This window comes from Palleronia salina (genome assembly GCF_900141995.1).
In the GTDB taxonomy this organism is placed as follows: domain Bacteria; phylum Pseudomonadota; class Alphaproteobacteria; order Rhodobacterales; family Rhodobacteraceae; genus Palleronia; species Palleronia salina.
In genome coordinates this window covers 45,070-60,937 of sequence record NZ_FQZA01000003.1, presented here as the reverse complement: position 1 = coordinate 60,937, position 15,868 = coordinate 45,070, and the positions used below count along the sequence as shown (strand labels likewise).

16 protein-coding genes and 1 pseudogene are annotated in these 15,868 nt (G+C 69.1%); 8 read left to right on the top strand and 9 right to left on the bottom strand.

The genetic code is table 11. From position 1 onward, the window contains the following. Complete coding sequence (gene ubiB, locus BUB76_RS05625; protein ID WP_073127676.1) at positions 1-1,530, top strand: 2-polyprenylphenol 6-hydroxylase; 1,530 nt, start codon at positions 1-3, stop codon at positions 1,528-1,530. Here ubiB and BUB76_RS05620 read toward each other — a convergent pair. From BUB76_RS05620 to BUB76_RS17330, 3 genes are all read right to left on the bottom strand, one after another. After that, a complete protein-coding gene (locus BUB76_RS05620; protein WP_073127674.1) occupies positions 1,510-2,403 on the bottom strand; it encodes an aminoglycoside phosphotransferase family protein in 894 nt (297 codons plus the stop codon). The genes ubiB and BUB76_RS05620 overlap by 21 nt on opposite strands. Positions 2,404-2,835: 432 nt before the next feature. Beyond that, positions 2,836-3,510, bottom strand: a complete 675-nt coding sequence (locus BUB76_RS05615; RefSeq protein WP_073127672.1) for a flagellar hook capping FlgD N-terminal domain-containing protein — start codon at positions 3,508-3,510, stop codon at positions 2,836-2,838. A gap of 9 nt (positions 3,511-3,519) precedes the next feature. Then, positions 3,520-5,646, bottom strand: coding sequence for a flagellar hook-length control protein FliK (locus BUB76_RS17330; protein WP_139250788.1), 2,127 nt, complete (start codon positions 5,644-5,646; stop codon positions 3,520-3,522). 100 nt (positions 5,647-5,746) lie between these two features. On the opposite strand from BUB76_RS17330, the gene BUB76_RS05600 reads away from it, so the two are divergent. The 7 genes and pseudogenes from BUB76_RS05600 to BUB76_RS05570 all read left to right on the top strand — a co-directional run. Then, complete coding sequence (locus tag BUB76_RS05600; protein ID WP_073127666.1) at positions 5,747-6,037, top strand: rod-binding protein; 291 nt, start codon at positions 5,747-5,749, stop codon at positions 6,035-6,037. Then, positions 6,030-6,368 carry a hypothetical protein gene (locus tag BUB76_RS05595; protein WP_084140559.1) on the top strand — a complete coding sequence of 113 codons (339 nt, stop codon included), beginning with the start codon at positions 6,030-6,032 and terminating at the stop codon, positions 6,366-6,368. Before BUB76_RS05600 ends, BUB76_RS05595 begins: the two co-directional genes overlap by 8 nt. Positions 6,369-6,485: 117 nt before the next feature. Beyond that, positions 6,486-7,094, top strand: a complete 609-nt coding sequence (locus BUB76_RS05590; RefSeq protein WP_073127661.1) for a CDP-alcohol phosphatidyltransferase family protein — start codon at positions 6,486-6,488, stop codon at positions 7,092-7,094. 23 nt (positions 7,095-7,117) lie between these two features. Then, the gene (locus tag BUB76_RS05585; protein WP_073127660.1) at positions 7,118-8,311 is read left to right on the top strand and encodes an ABC transporter substrate-binding protein; all 1,194 of its coding nucleotides are present in this window, start codon (positions 7,118-7,120) and stop codon (positions 8,309-8,311) included. A gap of 61 nt (positions 8,312-8,372) precedes the next feature. After that, the gene (locus BUB76_RS05580; RefSeq protein WP_073127658.1) at positions 8,373-10,013 is read left to right on the top strand and encodes an ABC transporter permease; all 1,641 of its coding nucleotides are present in this window, start codon (positions 8,373-8,375) and stop codon (positions 10,011-10,013) included. Continuing rightward, complete coding sequence (locus BUB76_RS05575; protein ID WP_073127656.1) at positions 10,006-10,647, top strand: ATP-binding cassette domain-containing protein; 642 nt, start codon at positions 10,006-10,008, stop codon at positions 10,645-10,647. Before BUB76_RS05580 ends, BUB76_RS05575 begins: the two co-directional genes overlap by 8 nt. Before the next feature lie 204 nt (positions 10,648-10,851). Continuing rightward, a pseudogene (locus tag BUB76_RS05570) lies at positions 10,852-11,025 on the top strand (flagellar type III secretion system pore protein FliP); the annotation flags it as partial. 75 nt (positions 11,026-11,100) lie between these two features. Here the strand turns inward: BUB76_RS05570 and BUB76_RS05565 are convergent. From BUB76_RS05565 to BUB76_RS05540, 6 genes are all read right to left on the bottom strand, one after another. Beyond that, entirely contained in the window at positions 11,101-11,547 is a 447-nt protein-coding gene (locus tag BUB76_RS05565) for a c-type cytochrome (protein ID WP_073127654.1), read from the bottom strand. A gap of 219 nt (positions 11,548-11,766) precedes the next feature. Further along, a complete protein-coding gene (locus tag BUB76_RS05560) occupies positions 11,767-12,258 on the bottom strand; it encodes a pseudoazurin (protein ID WP_084140558.1) in 492 nt (163 codons plus the stop codon). Positions 12,259-12,357: 99 nt separating this feature from the next. Further along, positions 12,358-13,566: a 5-aminolevulinate synthase gene (gene hemA, locus BUB76_RS05555; RefSeq protein ID WP_073127651.1), complete on the bottom strand. Its 1,209-nt coding sequence runs from the start codon at positions 13,564-13,566 to the stop codon at positions 12,358-12,360. After that, on the bottom strand, positions 13,556-14,356 hold the full coding sequence (gene puhE / locus BUB76_RS05550) for a putative photosynthetic complex assembly protein PuhE (RefSeq protein WP_073127649.1): 801 nt from the start codon (positions 14,354-14,356) through the stop codon (positions 13,556-13,558). Before puhE ends, hemA begins: the two co-directional genes overlap by 11 nt. A gap of 52 nt (positions 14,357-14,408) precedes the next feature. Then, on the bottom strand, positions 14,409-15,545 hold the full coding sequence (acsF, locus tag BUB76_RS05545; protein WP_084140557.1) for a magnesium-protoporphyrin IX monomethyl ester (oxidative) cyclase: 1,137 nt from the start codon (positions 15,543-15,545) through the stop codon (positions 14,409-14,411). Then, a complete protein-coding gene (locus tag BUB76_RS05540; RefSeq protein ID WP_073127648.1) occupies positions 15,542-15,862 on the bottom strand; it encodes an O2-dependent cyclase accessory protein in 321 nt (106 codons plus the stop codon). The genes acsF and BUB76_RS05540 overlap by 4 nt, the downstream gene beginning before the upstream one ends. Positions 15,863-15,868 lie beyond the last annotated feature (6 nt).

Here is a 15,868-nt window from a genome sequence, read left to right as displayed (position 1 = left end):
GTGCGCGGACCCCACAACATCTGGCGCCTCGTTCGCACGGGCGCCACGCTGGAGCGCACGGGCGCCATGCCTGTAGTGCTCGAGGCGTTCTCGGCGCCGCCCTCGGTTCGGTTGGCCGCGCGCATCCTCGGCTGGCCGTTCAAGTGGCTGGGCTACAAGGGCGACCCCTCGCAGCCCCCCGCCACCCGCGCGCTGACGGCCCTGGGTCCCGCCTACATCAAGTTCGGGCAGGTGCTGTCGACCCGGCCCGACGTGGTCGGCGACGAGCTGGCCGCGCAGTTGCGGGTGCTGCAGGACAAGTTGCCGCCCTTCCCGCTGTCCGAGGCGCGCGAGGCCGTCGAACGCGCGCTCGAGATCGAAACCGACACCCTGTTCTCCAGCTTCTCGGAACCGGTTGCCGCCGCGTCCATCGCCCAGGTGCACCGCGCCCGGCTGGCCGAAACGGGGCAGGAGGTCGCGGTGAAGGTGCTGCGCCCGGGCATTGAACGCGCCTTCCGCAAGGACGTCGATGCCTTCTACCTCGCCGCGCGGATCGTCGACCTGCTGGCCCCACAGGCCCGCCGGCTGAAACCCATGGACGTGATCCGGCATTTCGACGGCGTCGTTCAGGGCGAGCTGGATCTGCGCATGGAAAGCAGCGCCCTGGCCGAGTTCGCCGCCAACACCGAGGCCGACGAAGGCTTCCGCGTGCCCGCCATCATCTGGGGCGCCTCGGCGCGCCGCGTGATGACGCTTGGCTGGGCCGAGGGCGTTCCCGCCAACGACATCGCCGCCATCGAGGCCGCGGGCCACGACCGGCGCGCCCTGGGCGAACGGGTGCTGCAGCTGTTCCTGAAACACGCCCTGCGCGACGGGTTCTTCCACGCCGACATGCACCAGGGGAACCTCAAGATCGCGCCCGACGGCGACATCATCGCGCTGGATTTCGGGATCATGGGGCGGCTGGATGAATACACCCGTCGCGTCTACGCCGAGATCCTGTTCGGCTTCATCCGCAAGGATTACAAGCGCGTGGCCGAGGTGCATTTCGAAGCCGGCTACGTCCCCGCGGACCGCGACGTGGACGAATTCGCCCGCGCCCTGCGCTCGGTCGGCGAGCCGATCTTCGGCATGGATGCCAGCCGTATCTCCATGGGCCGGCTGCTGTCGTATCTCTTCGAGGTGACCGAGCGGTTCGGCATGGAAACCCGGACCGAGCTGATCCTTCTGCAACGCACGATGGTAGTGGTCGAGGGCGTGTCGCGCTCGCTGAACCCGCAGATCAACATCTGGGAGGTCGCCCGCCCGGTGGTCGAGGAATACATCCGCGACAATATCGGGCCCAAGGCACTTGTCCGCGACCTGCGCAAGACCGCCGTGGTGCTCGCCCGTTTCGGCCCCAAGCTGCCCGGCATGGCCGAGGCCGCGCTGATTGCGCAATCCCGCCCGGCCGAACCGCCGCGCCCCGCCCGCCTGCCCTGGATCGTGGTGGGCGCCGCCCTGACGCTGGGGGCCATGGGGATCGGGGTGCTAGCGGGCCAGATGCTCTAGCAGGTCGATCTCGGCCCGCGCGCCCGCCGCGTAATCCGGGTGGCCATGCGCCACCCGCCAGGCGGCATGCGCCGCGAACCGGTAGGACAGGCAGGCCCGCCAGCGTTTGAACCGCGCCGCGACCGCGCCATTTTCGTAGCCACGCAGCAGATCGTCTAGCTCGTCGTCGGAGAGCGGATCGACGCCCGCCGCCAATCGCATCGAGGGCGCCGCGAAACAGGCCAGGTCGAACACCGGGTCGCCCGTGGCCGGGCACTGCCAATCGACGAACCGGATGCCCGCCGCCGTCGCCAACACGTTGTCCGGTGCCGGGTCTCCGTGCAGCAGCCCGATGGCCCCGGTTTCAGGCGCGGGGGTGTCGGGACGCTTGGCGCTGATCGTGGCTCTCAACACCGGCGGCGCGGTGTCCAGCATCGCCTCCGCTTCCGCCAGCAGACTTGCGCCGTCCAGCAGAAGCTTTCGCGTTTCCGGCATCACCGGAACCCGGTGAAGTCGGGCCAGCGCCGCGCCGACCGCGGCGGGCGTCGCGGGGCCGGTGACGGCCAATTCCTCCATCATCAGCACCGGCCCCCAGGGTGACGCAATGGCGGCCACCGGTGCGGGCGCAAGGCCGGTTCGGGCCAGGTGATCCAGCGCCGCCGCCTCGGCCGCCGGGTCATTGGGGAAGATCGGCGTGGCGTGGTCGGGCAGGCCCAGCTTGCAGATCAACGGCGCGCCGACCGGCGGATCCAGGCGCCACACGCGGTTGCTGCGCCCGGCCGGCAAGCGCGTCCATCGGCTCTCCGCCGACACCAGACCGCGCTCGGTCAGCCAACCCGCCAGCGCGGGCGCGTGGCAGTCCGTGGTGGCGTGTCGTGGTCCGGGCGGGCGCATGGCGCCTAGCTATCGCCATGCCACCCGATTCGACAGGCATTCCCGTGCGGACCGGGGAGGACCACTGTCAGAGCCGAGCAATCGAGATCCTCGTTGGAAATGCCAAGGGTTTTGATGACCCGCCGTCCATCGACCGCGGCACGTCACGTACCCCGCGCCTTGGCCAATGACGGAATGCAGGCCCTCGTGCGCCACGTCTCGCGCCTCCGCGGACGCGGCTTTACCGGCCGCCTCCCCCGCCTGACGCCGCCTCACGCCGCATCGCGGAGAGGCCGCACTCTCGCGGCATCGTGAAGCCGGCGCGTCCCGATCTTGTCTCGACGCTCTTCAGCCAAACACTTCCCGGACAGCTCTACCGACATCCTTGCCTCAGGCTGTCGCAGAGCCGGCCTGCGCTAACCGGCACTTTCAGCCCGGTGGAACAGTGCGACCCTACTCCAACGCGCGCAGGGCGGTCGCGTCTTCGATGCCGATCTCGACACCGCCGGCGAACAGCAACCGCGCGCCGTCGGGCGCGAATCGCACTTCGGACACGCGGGCATAGGTCTCGGCGGTCGCGCTGGCGGTCAGGTTTTCGCCCTCATAGCTTTCGGTGACGAAGCGATAGATCCCGTCGGGCGCCCTGCCGCCGGTTCGCAGTCGGCCGTCCCAGGTCACCGGGTCACCGCTGCCGTCGATCGCGAGGCGGTCGATCTCGGATCCCGACGCATCCAGCACCACCAGCGCGTGACGCTGGCCCGAGGCGGCCGGTGCGGGGTGCAGCGTCACCGGCGCCCCATCGAAGCGGGTCGCCATCGGCGCCCGTGCCTCGCGGCCGATCCAGCCCGCCAGGTCGCCGGATCCGCCCGCGCCCTGCCCGGCAAGGATACGCTCCAGCAGATCGTTGGTCCGAACGCTCTGCTCGACCGTCGAGAACGTGGCGAGTTGGGAGGCGAACTGCTCGGGCTTCATGGGGTCCAGCGGGTCCTGGCTGCTGATCTGGGTCGTGAGCAACCGCAGGAATGTCTCGAAATCCGAGCTGAGCTTGTCCGCCGCGGCGGCGGCCTGGGAGCCGCTTTGTGCCTGTGCGCCCGAGTTCCGGGTCGAAACGGGACCGAGATCCATCATCTTCTTCTCCTACATCCGCAAGTCGAGACGGCCGTCCGGGGCGCCGAGCCGGCTTTTGGGTTGGGCCGCGACCGCATGGCCCGGCAGGTCGGACGGCCCTGCTTCGGACCGCGGCCCGGTCTCATCGCGCCGTCGCTCGGGGCCAGCGCCCCCGCCGGCGAAGGAAATGTCGACGCTGCCTTGATCCAAAGCCGTGAATGCCTCGCGCAATTGCTCGCCGTGGCGGCGCAGCATCGCCATCGTGTCGTCCCGTTCGGCCAGAAGGACGACCGACAGGCCCGCCTCGCCGCGGTTCAGCGTGATCGTGACGCGCCCGAGTTCCTCGGGCGCGAGGGACAGCTCGATCGACGAGGTCCCGGGCGACGCGGACGCCACGGCCACCGCGATCTGTGCCGGTACGGGCCGGGGCGCCGTCGCGTTGGGCGTGGCGGACGGTGTGGCCGCGGGTGCAGGCTCGGAACGGGCCGGGCGTTCTGCGCCGACCGTGACGTCGCTCGCCAGAACCCGGTCATCCTGCGCGATCATCCCTCGTGACGGGACCGTGTTACCATGATCTCCCGGCGCAGCGGTATTCGACGGATCCATGGCCTGCATCACTGCCGGTGAGGCTTCGATGCGGCCGTGGCCGGGCGCAGCGGGCGGAATTCCGCCCTGCAATCGCGTATCGCCCGGCTCGGACACCGCCTTGACCGATGGCCCAAGATCGCGGGTTTCCGATCCGGTTGGAGGCGCGGATTGGAATGTCAGCTTGGCGGCGCCCCGACCGGAGGGGAGGGCCGCCGCTCGTCCATCCGGGTCCGCGGCGAATGCCGAGGCGCGGGATGACATCGCGCCCGAAGGTTCCTCCTGACGGGCGGCATCACGAGCAAAACCCAACGGGCCGCCCTGGTGAACAGCCCCCCCGGCCCGTGCGATGTCTTGGTCGGGGCCTGGCGAGCCGACCGCCGGAGCCTTCGTGGACACGCTGGGGCCCACGGTCATCGTGGAAGCTTCTGGGCGAACTGACACCGTCCGGGTTTCACGACCGGCCGTCATCGGCACATCAGCACGTGCCGTGGCCCCGAGAGGCACAGCGTCTCCGCGCTGCGCCGCAAAACCGCCTTGCCCGGAGGGTGATGGAATCTTCCCGCTTTCGACGGCCCGCGCAGGTGGCGTCGGGCTGGCTGAGAGCCCGGAAGTAGTGACTTCCGGCCGGATGGTCCCGGCCTTGGTGGCTGCGGATTCCGCGGTCTTAGGGATCAGTCCGTCGGCCTTCGCCATGACGTCGTCGATCGTCGCAGCCGAGGTTGGCCGGATCATCAAGCGCCCGTCGTCGACAACCCGGGCAGCCGCGGCGGCATCGCCGCCGGCCCTTTGGATCCGGTTCAACGCCGGCACTTTTCTAGCGAACTCGGCGGGGTCGGAAACGAGCTTCCGGGTCTTGGCGGACTTGGTGTCGTCCGGGTTGCCCAATAGCGTCGGGGATGTGGAGACGGACACCTGCACGGACGCGCCTGCGGCCTTCGGCGCCTGAAGTTGCGGGGTGGCGACGTCCCATCGGACCGTGCTCACCTCGGCCTGCTGCGACCGGGGCAACGCCATTGCCTGCGTTTGCGCGGGAGCCAAGGGGGTCGCCGTCTCGGGCAGCCCATCGGGGATTTGCAGATCAGCGGGCCCGCCTTGGTCCGCCCCCTGTTCCGAAACATGGTTCTGCCCGGGGTCCCGCGGCCCGTCCGGATGCGGTTGCCTGGCTGACGTGCTTTCCTCACCGATGTCGACCGGACTTCCCTCGTCGGGTCGCGGTCCACCGATCAGGGCCCGAACGGCCGCCTCGACGTCTGACTCCAGTGGGGCGGGGACACGCGCGACGGTTTCCGACGGGGCGTCCCCATCGGCGGGGTCCGCCGCGGGAAGATCCGGCGACGCCGCATCGCGCGCGGGCGCAGAAGCCGTGTCGGCCGGGCCGCGCGCGTCGCCCGCTGGCGCGCCTCGGCCGGTTTTCGCGCCGCTGCCGCGATGTTCCGCATCATGCCACGTTCGCTGGTCGCCGGATTGGTCAATCAGCCGATGGAAACCCGCCACGTCGCCGCGTAGCGCGTCGGACCGGGGAGGCCGAACCGGCGCGCCTTGCGATGCGATTGTCTCGATCTGAACCATTGGAGTTCCGTCCTCTCGCTGGGAACAAGACTCCGCGCAAAAGCTTACCTTTTCTTTACCGCCATCGGATTTTCTGACGTCGAGACGCAAGGAGACGCCGATGACACCGATTCCAGTTTCCCCGCCTTCGAGCCCGCCAGCGGTCGAGTCCGCGCGCCGGGCAGAGCTGCGCGAAACCGCCATGGCGCTTGAGGCGACGTTCCTGTCGCTGATGCTGAAGGATGCTGGTCTCGCACCGCAGGCCGGACCGTTCGGCGGGGGCGCGGGCGAGGACCAGTTCGCGTCCCTGATGCGAGACGAGCGGGCACGGCAATTGGTCGAGGCAGGCGGTATCGGGCTGACGGAACAGATCTTCGATGCGCTCATGAAACGAGAGGCCCGCAATGTTTGACGGCCCCTACCGTCGCATGGTTGCCCTGCTGGACCGGGAACGCGACTTCCTGCGGCGAGGCGACGTGCGCGGGGCCGCGGATCTGGCCGATGCCAAGGAACGGCTGATCGCCGCGTTGCAGGCGCGCCAGCCCACCGCCGACGAAGTCGAAACGCTGCGCCGGAAGGCAGACCGCAACCAAGCACTGGTGGACGCGGCCGCGCGCGGGATCGAGGCCGCGCGCGATCGGCTCGACGCGATCCGGCGCGGGCGCGATATCCATGCCTATGCGGCCAACGGCACGCGCGAGGTCATTCGCCCCCCGGAAAACCGGCTGCAGAAACGGGCCTGAATCGCCTATAACGGCGCCATTTGAAACGATTGGGGTGCCCTGCTCACTTTTGCGGCACAGTGATTGCCACGTGCGGTGCCGCTTGGCATACCTTCGCCACAAGGAGGAGCCGGCACCGTGTTCGACGCCCGTATCAGACCGATCATCGACCCTCCGCTGAACCGGTTGGGCGCGCGCGTGGCGCAGGCGGGCATCGGTGCGAACGCCGTGACTTTGGCGGGCCTGGGCCTGGGCCTGCTTGCTGCTGTCTGCATCGCCGTCGAAGCCTACCTCATCGCCCTGCTGCCGCTGCTGGCCTCGCGCCTTGCCGACGGGCTGGACGGGGCCGTCGCGCGGGCAAGCCGCAAGACCGACTTCGGCGGATACCTGGATATCGTCGCCGATTTCGCCTTCTACGGGGCGATCCCGCTCGCCTTCGCCGTGGCGGACCCGGCCACGAACGCCGTCGCCGCGGCCTTCCTGCTGGCCAGTTTCTACGTGAACGGCACGAGCTTCCTGGGCTTCGCCATCCTGGCCGAAAAGCACGGGATCGAGACCGACGCGCAGGGCGAGAAATCGCTTTTCTACTCGAACGGGCTGCTCGAAGGGTTCGAAACCATCGGCTTCTTCGTCCTGATCTGCCTGCTTCCAATGTATTTCGCGCCGCTGGCCTGGATCTTCGGCGCGCTAAGTCTGGCCACGGCGGTCCTGCGCCTGCGCACCGCCCATCACCTGTTCCATTCCTGACACGACCCCTGAAAGGTATGCCCATGCGTCTGCTTCTTGCCGCCCTCGCCTCCCTCGCTCCGGGGCTTGCCTCGGGTCAGACCGCGCCCGATCCGTCCGACTGGGACAGCGTGCTCGCGGCCGCCGAGGGGCAGACGGTCTACTGGCATGCCTGGGGCGGATCGACCCAGACCAACGACTTCATCGCCTGGCTGGGCGAGCAGGCGGCCGAGCGCCATGGCGTGACGCTGGAACACGTGAAACTGACCGACACCGCCGACGCCGTCACCCGTGTCCTGTCCGAGCGCGAGGCGGGCCAGACCGACGACAGCGCGGTCGACATGATCTGGATCAACGGGGCCAACTTCGCCGCGATGAAGGACGCCGACCTGCTGTTCGGCCCCTTCGCCACCCAGTTGCCGAACTATGACCTCGTCGCCGAGGACGAGGCGATCACCACCGATTTCGGCACCCCGGTGGACGGCATGGAAAGCCCCTGGGCCAAGGCGCAGTTCGTTTTCATGTACGACAGCGCCGATGCCGAGCCGCCCGCGGACATGGACGGGCTTCTGGACTGGGCCGCGGCCAACCCGGGCCGCTTCACCTATCCCCAGCCGCCCGATTTTCTCGGCGTGACCTTCCTGAAACAGGTGCTGGTCAGCCAGGTGGACAGCGACGCGTTGCAATCGCCGGTGGACCAGGCCGATTTCGACGCCGTCACCGCGCCGCTGTGGGACTATCTCGACGCGCTGCAGCCGAACCTCTGGCGCGGCGGTGACGCCTACCCGACCTCGGGCCCGGCGCAGTTCCAGCTGCTTACCGACGAAGAGATCGACATCGCACCGTCGCTGTCGCCGTCCGAGGCTTCGGCCGCCATCGCCAACTTCCAGCTGCCCGACACGATCCGCACCTTCGTCCCCGAGGGCGGCACCATCGGCAATGCGAGCTTCGTGGCGATCCCCTTCAACTCGGGCGCCAAGGAAGGCGCCATGGTCGTGGCGAACCTTCTTCTTTCGCCCGAGGCGCAACTGCGCGCGCAGACGCCCGATATCCTGGGCTACGGCACGGTTCTGGACATGGCGGCGCTGTCGCCCGAGATGCGGCAGGCCTTCGCGGATCTCGACCTGGGGATCGCCACCCTGTCGCCGGCCGAGCTGGGCACGGTCCTGCCCGAGCCCCATTCCAGCTGGTCCACCGCCATCCAGGACGCCTGGATCGACCGCTACGGCGTGAACTGAGCCCCCGGGGCCGGTCTTGTCCCGTCCGCTCGCCCTTCTACCCACGCTGACGCTGTTGGCGATGCTGGGCCCGGTGGCGGCCGGGCTGTGGGGCGCGCTGCTGCCCGCCATGGGGCACCTGCCCGCCGCCGGTTTCATCGGACCGTCGCTCGAGGCTTGGAGCGCGCTGGGGGCGTGGCCGGGATTGGGCGACTCGATCCGGCTGTCGCTGGTCACGGGACTTCTGGCCACGCTGATATCGTTGGCCATCGTCACGCTGATCGTCGCCGGCTGGTGGGGCACGCGGCCCTTCAACTGGATCGAGCGCGCCTTGTCTCCGCTCCTTTCCGTGCCCCACGCCGCCGCGGCGCTGGGGCTCGCCTTCCTCATCGCGCCGTCGGGCTGGCTGGCCCGACTGGCCTCGCCGGGGATCACCGGCTGGGACCGCCCGCCCGACTGGCTGATCCCGGGCGACCCGTGGGGCCTGTCGCTGACCGCCGGGCTGGTCGCGAAAGAGGTGCCGTTCCTGCTGCTGATGACGCTGGCCGCGCTGGGGCAGGTGCGGGCGCGCGCCATGCTGACCTCGGCGCAGGCCATGGGATACGGCCGGATCGCCGGGTGGCTCAAGGTCGTGTTCCCGGCGGTCTATGCCCAGATCCGCCTGCCCGTCTTCGTGGTGCTGGCCTACTCCATGTCAGTGGTCGACATGGCGCTGATCCTCGGCCCCTCGACCCCCGCCACCCTGTCGGTTCAGATCGTGCGCTGGATGTCGGACCCGGACCTGTCCATGCGGCTGGTGGCCTCGGCCGCGGCCCTGCTACAGCTCGCCCTGGTGCTGGTGGCCCTCGCCGCGTGGCGCGGGGGCGAGATCGCGCTGCTCCGCTGGGGCATCGCCTGGGCCACGGGCGGCGGGCGCGGCGCGATGCTCGACCCGCTGCGCCCGCTCGGGCTGGGGCTGGGCGCGCTGTCGGCGCTGGCGGTTCTCGGCGGGATCGCGGCCATGGCGCTCTGGTCCGTCGCGGCGGGCTGGCGGTTTCCCGACGCTTTGCCCGAGGCGCTGACCGCGCGCAGCTGGATGCGCCACGCCGACGGGCTGGGCGCGGCGGTGGGCGACACGGCGCTGGTGGCGCTGGTGGCGGTCGCGCTTGCCGTCGCGCTGACCGTCGGCTGTCTCGAGGCCGAGTTCCGCCGCGGCCGCCCCATCGGGCGCGCGGGGATCTGGCTGCTTTACCTGCCGCTGATCGTGCCGCAGACCGCCTTCCTGCCCGGGCTCCAGACCTTGCTGCTGCGGCTGGGCGCGGATCGCGGGGCGCTGCCGGTCATTGCCGCGCACCTGGTCTTCGTTCTGCCCTACGTGTTCCTGTCGCTGGGCGATCCGTGGCGGGCCTGGGACACGCGGCAGGCAACGGTCGGCGCCGCGCTGGGCGCGTCGCCCGGCCGCGTGTTCCTGCGGGTCAGGCTGCCCATGCTCCTGCGCCCCATCCTGGTCGCGGCGGCGGTCGGCGCGGCGGTCAGCGTCGGGCAATACCTGCCGACGCTGCTGATCGGCGGCGGCCGGGTCGCCACCCTGACGACCGAGGCGGTGGCGCTCGCCTCGGGCGGCGACCGGCGCGCCATCGGCGTGTTCGCCCTGGCGCAGACGGGTGCCGCGCTGCTGCCCTTCGCGCTGGCCACGCTGCTGCCCCTGGTCCTGTGGCGCAATCGCCGGGGGCTCCATGGCTGAGGGGCTGACCATCCAGGCGGTCGAGATCCGCAAGGGCGACCAGCCCCTGATCGCGCTGGACCGTCACGTGGCGCCCGGCACGGTCCTGACCGTCATGGGGCCGTCCGGCGTGGGCAAGTCGACGCTGCTGTCCTACCTCATCGGCACGCTCGATCCCGCGTTCACCGCGCGGGGCCGGGTGATCCTGAACGGTCGCGACGTGACCGGTCTGCCCACCGCCCGGCGCGGCATGGGCATCCTCTTCCAGGACGATCTGCTGTTCCCGCATCTCAGCGTCGGCGGCAACCTGGCCTTCGGGCTGGCGGGCGGCGACAGGGCCGCGCGGCGCGAGCGCATCGCCGCCGCGCTGGACGAGGTCGGTCTGGCGGGGTTCGAGAACCGCGATCCGGCCACGGTGTCGGGCGGGCAGCGCGCCCGGGTGTCCCTGATGCGGATGCTGCTGGCCGATCCCCACGCATTGCTGCTGGACGAGGCGTTCTCGCGGCTCGATGCCGCGCGGCGGGAAAGCACCCGCGCCATGGTGTTCGACACCGCCCGCGCGCGGTCTCTGCCCGTGGTCATGGTCACCCACGACGCCGACGACGCGGCGGCCGCCGGCGGGCCGGTGATCCGGCTGGGCGATACTCCGCGTTAATCTCAAATCCGGCGCAAAGCCCCCTGCGGGATTAGCGTTTCCTTAGCCCTTCCGGCCGATCTTGTCGCCATGTCCAGCAGGACAGGCGGGCCGGAACGCGGGCCGCCCCCGTCAGAATGGCGTTTCACCCGGCCCCGCGCGCGACGCGCAGGCCAACACGACATTGGGGCGCAAAAGCGTCCCCAAATCCGAGGAAAGCGAATTCTCATCTTCATGCCGTTTCGCATCATCGACCTGGTGGTCGCGGCCGTGCTCATGTCCATGGGGATGATGATGGTGCCACCGGCCATCGTGTCGCTGCCGTTCAAGCTGGCCTTCTTCGCCGTGGCCGACGGCTGGACCCTGATCTCGACCGCGCTGGTGCGCAGCTACTTCTGAGATCCTCGCGCGGGCGCCAAGGAAAAAGCCGCCCGGCGAGGGGCGGCTTTTCGGTCGTGTCGCTGTGCGATCGGATCAGCTTCCGCTGTCCTCGGGGCCGTACTGCGCGAGGAAGGCGATGACATCCTTCGCGTCCTCTTCGGACCGCACACGGTAGCTCATCTTGCCGCGCGCGCGGCTGTCGTCGAGATACTCGCGCAGGTAACCGGTCGGATCCTGCAGGTAGGCGGTCAGGCTCTCCTCGTCCCAGACCAGCCCGGCTTCGCCCGCCTCGACGATCGAGTCGCCATAGCGGAAGTCCTCCGTCCCGGCCTGGCGGCCGACGACGCCGTAAAGGTTCGGCCCCTGGCGCCCGTTGCGACCGGCCAGCGTTTCGCCGTCCTCGTTCTGCACCACGTGGCAGGTCTGGCACTGGTTGAATACGCTTTCGCCCGCGGCGGCGTCGCCGCTGACATGGCTCTCGGCCCAGGCGGGTGCCGACAGCAATGCCGCGGCAATGACGGTAGTGACGTGGGTCTTCATGGAATCCTCCGAACTGATGCACGCTAAAGCGTCCCGAACGGTGCCACCATGGCGCAAGCCAGGGGGCCGCCGCCCGCGACATACGGACGCGCCGAGTCCAGAGCATGGCGCACATGTGCCACAAGTCCAGTGGTTTGCCGGAAAAATTTCCGCACAAACGGAAACGGCGGCGCAATCGCGCCGCCGCCGTCAGGCCATTTGACCCATGACGATCGCCGATCAGCTGGCCGTCTCGGCCATCATCTCCTCGGCCCGGGCGATATAGTCTTCCCAGCGCGCGCTGGCGCGGCCGCGCACGCGGACGTCCCGCAGCGCGTCGAGATTGTCGACATTGTCGCCCACCAGGATGATGCCCACCATGCCCGCGGACAGGTGCGGCGTGCAGTGATAGCCATAGGCGCCCTCGGTATCGAGGGTGATCTCGAACTCTTCGTTGATGTTGCCCTTCCAGGCTTCGACGCCCTCGGGCACCGCATCGTCGAAGGCTTCCGAGTTGTGGCCGCGGTCGGTGGCCACGAAGCGCACGGTGTCGCCGGGGCTCACCTTGATGACGGCCGGGCGGAACACCATGATATCGCCGGTGTCGGGGTCGCGGTTCAGCATCTCGACCTCGTGGACCGTGGGCTCGCTGTCCTGCGCGCGCAGCGCGGCGGGCGACAGGATGGCGGAGGCCGAGGCCGAGGCGATCAGGCTACGACGGGTAATCTTCATTGACGTCCTCATACTCTTCGTCTGGCTTGGGGGGCCGGGCGGCCCCGCTTACCACGAACGAGTTAGAGACGGCCCGCGGGCAATCAACGCGATGCGACGTCACGCCACCCGTCGGGCCAGGGCGCACTGGCCCCACAGCGTGTTCAGCGCGGCGACCAGGTGGTCTATATCCGCATCGCTGTGCAGCGGCCCGGGGGTGAAGCGCAGCCGCTCGGTCCCCTTGGGCACGGTGGGATAGTTGATGGGCTGCACGTAGATCCCCCAATCCTCCATCAGGATGTCGCTGATCATGCGGCACTTGACCGGGTCCTTGATCATCACCGGGATGATGTGGCTTGGGTTCGGCAGGTGCGGGATGCCGTGGGCGTCCAGCTTGGCGCGCAGCTGGGCCACCTGGCGTTTCTGCATGTCGCGCTCGACCCCGCTGGATTTCAGATGCCGGATCGACGCCGTGGCCGCCGCCGCCACGGCGGGCGGCAGGGCGGTGGTGAAGATGAACCCGCTGGAGAACGAGCGGATGAAATCGCACAGCGAGGCCGAGCCGGTGATATAGCCGCCGAAGGTGCCGAAGGCCTTGCCCAGCGTCCCCTCGATCAGGTCGATGCGGTGCATCAGCCCCTCGCGCTCGGCCACGCCGCCGCCGCGGGGCCCGTACATGCCCACCGCGTGCACCTCGTCGATATAGGTCATGGCGCCGTGCTTCTCGGCCACGTCGCAGATCTCGGCGATGGGGGCGATGTCGCCATCCATGGAATAGACGCTCTCGAAGGCGACGATCTTGGGCCGATCGCCGCAGGCCGCCAGCTTGCGGTCCAGGTCCTCGGGGTCGTTGTGCTTCCAGATCACCTTGTCGGCGCGGGAATGGCGGATGCCCTCGATCATGCTGGCGTGGTTCAGCGCGTCCGACAGGATCACCGCGTTCGGGATCCGCGCGCCCAGCGTGCCCAGCGCCGCCCAGTTCGAAACGTAGCCGGACGAGAACAGCAGCGCGTCCTCTTTCCCGTGCAGGTCCGCGAGTTCCGACTCCAGCGCCACGTGGTGATGCGCGGTGCCCGAGATGTTGCGCGTGCCGCCGGCGCCGGTTCCACATTTCCGCGCGGTGTCCACCATGGCCGCCACCACGTCCGGATGCTGGCCCATGCCCAGGTAGTCGTTGGAACACCAGACGGTGACCTTGTCCGGCCCGGGCCCGTGGTTGCGCACCTTGGGAAACGCCCCGCAGCGCCGTTCCAAGTCGGCGAAGACGCGGTAGTTCCCCTCGTCCTTCAACTCGTCCAGCTGGGTGCGGAACAGCGCGTCAAAATCCATGGCGTTTCTCACTTTTCGGCAAATCGTCAGTCGGTCGCGGCGCCGGGATCATCCAGCGCCAGAGTTTCGCGTCGGGCAGCGGCAGCACCATCAACCAGTGCTCGACCAGGGCCAGCGCGGTCAGGGTCAGAAGCAGGGCGAAGCGCGTCTCGCCCGTGACGGCCAGCCGTTCAATCCAGCAGAAGACGGCCAGCGTCAGCACAAGGATCGACAGTGGGAACAGCCAGCTCACCGGCCCCTGCCGGAAATAGCTGGGCAGGTGCGCCAGCGGGGCGGGCAGGAACTCGGTATTGATGCGCGGCACGCCCAGGAAGATGTTCAGCTTGGCCGAGATGCGGGCGAAGAACAGCACCGCGTAGGTCCAGAAGGCCAGGTCGTTCGCCGCGCCGAAGGTTGCCAGCGCCACCAGCACGAAGCCCGCCAGCAAAAGCAGCTCGTGCCACGCGAGCACCGCCCAGGCCGCGCGGAACCGTTGGCCTTCCGTCATGCAGAACGGCAACGGCCCGCGCCCGGGGCCCGTGACCGTGCCGGTCAGGAAGGCCATCTCGATCCAGCCCCAGACGGCCAGCGCCGACAGGAACCCGCCGTAAAGCGCGGGGGCGCCCACGCTGTTGCGCGTCAGGATCACGCCCGCCACGCCCGCCACCAGCAGCGGCAGGCCCAGCAGGACCACGCGGCCATGGGCGCCCGGCCCGCGCCCGTCGGCGCGCTTGACCGCCCACAGGATCGCGCCGGTGGAAAACCACCAGACGAACAGCGCCAGGGCCGCGGCGATCCAGGGGTTGGTCAAGCGTCTCTCCTCCTTCCAGGTCCGACCCTCCGCAGAAGGATCGGACCGCGCCTCAAAACGCCGGCTCGAGCCGGACGTTCTCGGGCACGTCGTTCTTCTTCACCGGGATGGTGTAGAGATTGGCGAAAGCGAAGGCCGCGTTGGCCCCCGCCGCGATCCGTCCCAGCAGGCCGCCCACACCGCCGCGGGCCTTGGCCGCGTCCATGGCGATGGCCGCGCGGTTCATCCGCTCGCAGCCCGACCGGAACCGCGGGTTGTCGATGTCCAGCTCGATCGGGAACACCTGGCGCGCGATGGTGCTGGTCTTGCGGAAGACCTCCATGTCGTACCAGTCGATATCGACGCCCAGCGCCTCGTGGAACTTCGGCCGCGCGTGGTCCCGCACCCACATGGTCGAATAGACCGCCGTCAGGAAGAACCGGATCCACAGGCGGTTGGCAAAGCTCTGGGTGATCTTCGGATCGGTGCGCATCAGCAGGGCGAAGGCCTCGCCATGGCTGAACTCGTCGTTGCACCACTCGCGGAACCACTTGAAGATCGGGTGGAACCGATGCTCGGGGTTCGCCTCGAGATGCCGGTAGATCGTGATGTACCGGGCGTAGCCGATCTTCTCGCTCAGGTAGGTGGCGTAGTAGATGAACTTGGGGCGGAAGTAGGTGTATTTCTTCTCGCGCGTCAGGAAGCCCAGGTTCACCGCCACGCCCGCCTCGCGCAGGGCGTCGTTGATGAAACCTGCGTGCCGCGCCTCGTCGCGGGACATGTAGGAAAACAGCTCCTTGATGTCCTCGTTCGTGCCGCGGCGCTTCATTTCCTTGTAAAGCACGCAGCCCGAGAACTCGGCCGTGCAGGACGAGATCAGGAAATCCAGCGCCTCGGCCTTCAGCTCGGGGTCCATGTTTTCCCAATCGACGGCGTCCCAGTCCTCGGTCTTGCGGAAATGGCCCTTGTTGGGGTCGCTGCGCATCTGCTCCATCAGCTTGTCCCAGTCCGCGCGGACCGGGCTGACGTCGATGGCGTCGAGCTCCTCGAAATCGGTGGTGTAGAAGCGCGGCGTCAGCAGCGTGTTCTGCATCGCCAGGTCGGTCGCGGCCTTGCTGTCGAACTTCGACTGGGCCTGCTGGATGGCAAGCCCCTCCTCGACCGTGGTGGCGTCGGCGGTGTGGCTGGCGGGTTGGGTCTGGACGTTCATGCCGCGACCCCCCCGGTGCCGGTGGCGCGGGTCTCGTCCGAGAACGAGAACTCGCACAACTCCATGAACTCCATATCGCCGGTCAGGCGGGTCCACAGCCGCTCGATCAGGCTGGCGCGGGTGATGGTGGCCATGCGCTGTTCGCTCACCGCCTCGCCCCAGGGGGCCATCACCGGCGTGCCGTGCACCAGCACGCTGTCGCCGGGATTGATCGTGGCGCCGTTGTCCAGCCGGACATGCGCGCTCAGCTCCTCGAATTTATGCACCACCTCGACCGTGCAGGGCGCGGTCTCGGTGTATCTAGTCAGAAGTCCCATGTCGGT

What these genes read in the sequence shown, in the direction of transcription:
- BUB76_RS05540 (WP_073127648.1), bottom strand. Translation starts at nt 15,862, where the DNA reads ATGGGACTTCTGACTAGATACACCGAGACCGCGCCCTGCACGGTCGAG.
- BUB76_RS17330 (WP_139250788.1), bottom strand. Translation starts at nt 5,646, where the DNA reads ATGGTTCAGATCGAGACAATCGCATCGCAAGGCGCGCCGGTTCGGCCT.
- BUB76_RS05560 (WP_084140558.1), bottom strand. Translation starts at nt 12,258, where the DNA reads ATGAAGATTACCCGTCGTAGCCTGATCGCCTCGGCCTCGGCCTCCGCC.
- BUB76_RS05620 (WP_073127674.1), bottom strand. Translation starts at nt 2,403, where the DNA reads ATGCGCCCGCCCGGACCACGACACGCCACCACGGACTGCCACGCGCCC.
- acsF (WP_084140557.1), bottom strand. Translation starts at nt 15,545, where the DNA reads ATGAACGTCCAGACCCAACCCGCCAGCCACACCGCCGACGCCACCACG.
- BUB76_RS05585 (WP_073127660.1), top strand. Translation starts at nt 7,118, where the DNA reads ATGCGTCTGCTTCTTGCCGCCCTCGCCTCCCTCGCTCCGGGGCTTGCC.
- BUB76_RS05575 (WP_073127656.1), top strand. Translation starts at nt 10,006, where the DNA reads ATGGCTGAGGGGCTGACCATCCAGGCGGTCGAGATCCGCAAGGGCGAC.
- BUB76_RS05565 (WP_073127654.1), bottom strand. Translation starts at nt 11,547, where the DNA reads ATGAAGACCCACGTCACTACCGTCATTGCCGCGGCATTGCTGTCGGCA.
- hemA (WP_073127651.1), bottom strand. Translation starts at nt 13,566, where the DNA reads ATGGATTTTGACGCGCTGTTCCGCACCCAGCTGGACGAGTTGAAGGAC.
- BUB76_RS05595 (WP_084140559.1), top strand. Translation starts at nt 6,030, where the DNA reads ATGTTTGACGGCCCCTACCGTCGCATGGTTGCCCTGCTGGACCGGGAA.
- BUB76_RS05600 (WP_073127666.1), top strand. Translation starts at nt 5,747, where the DNA reads ATGACACCGATTCCAGTTTCCCCGCCTTCGAGCCCGCCAGCGGTCGAG.
- BUB76_RS05580 (WP_073127658.1), top strand. Translation starts at nt 8,373, where the DNA reads ATGCTGGGCCCGGTGGCGGCCGGGCTGTGGGGCGCGCTGCTGCCCGCC.
- BUB76_RS05615 (WP_073127672.1), bottom strand. Translation starts at nt 3,510, where the DNA reads ATGATGGATCTCGGTCCCGTTTCGACCCGGAACTCGGGCGCACAGGCA.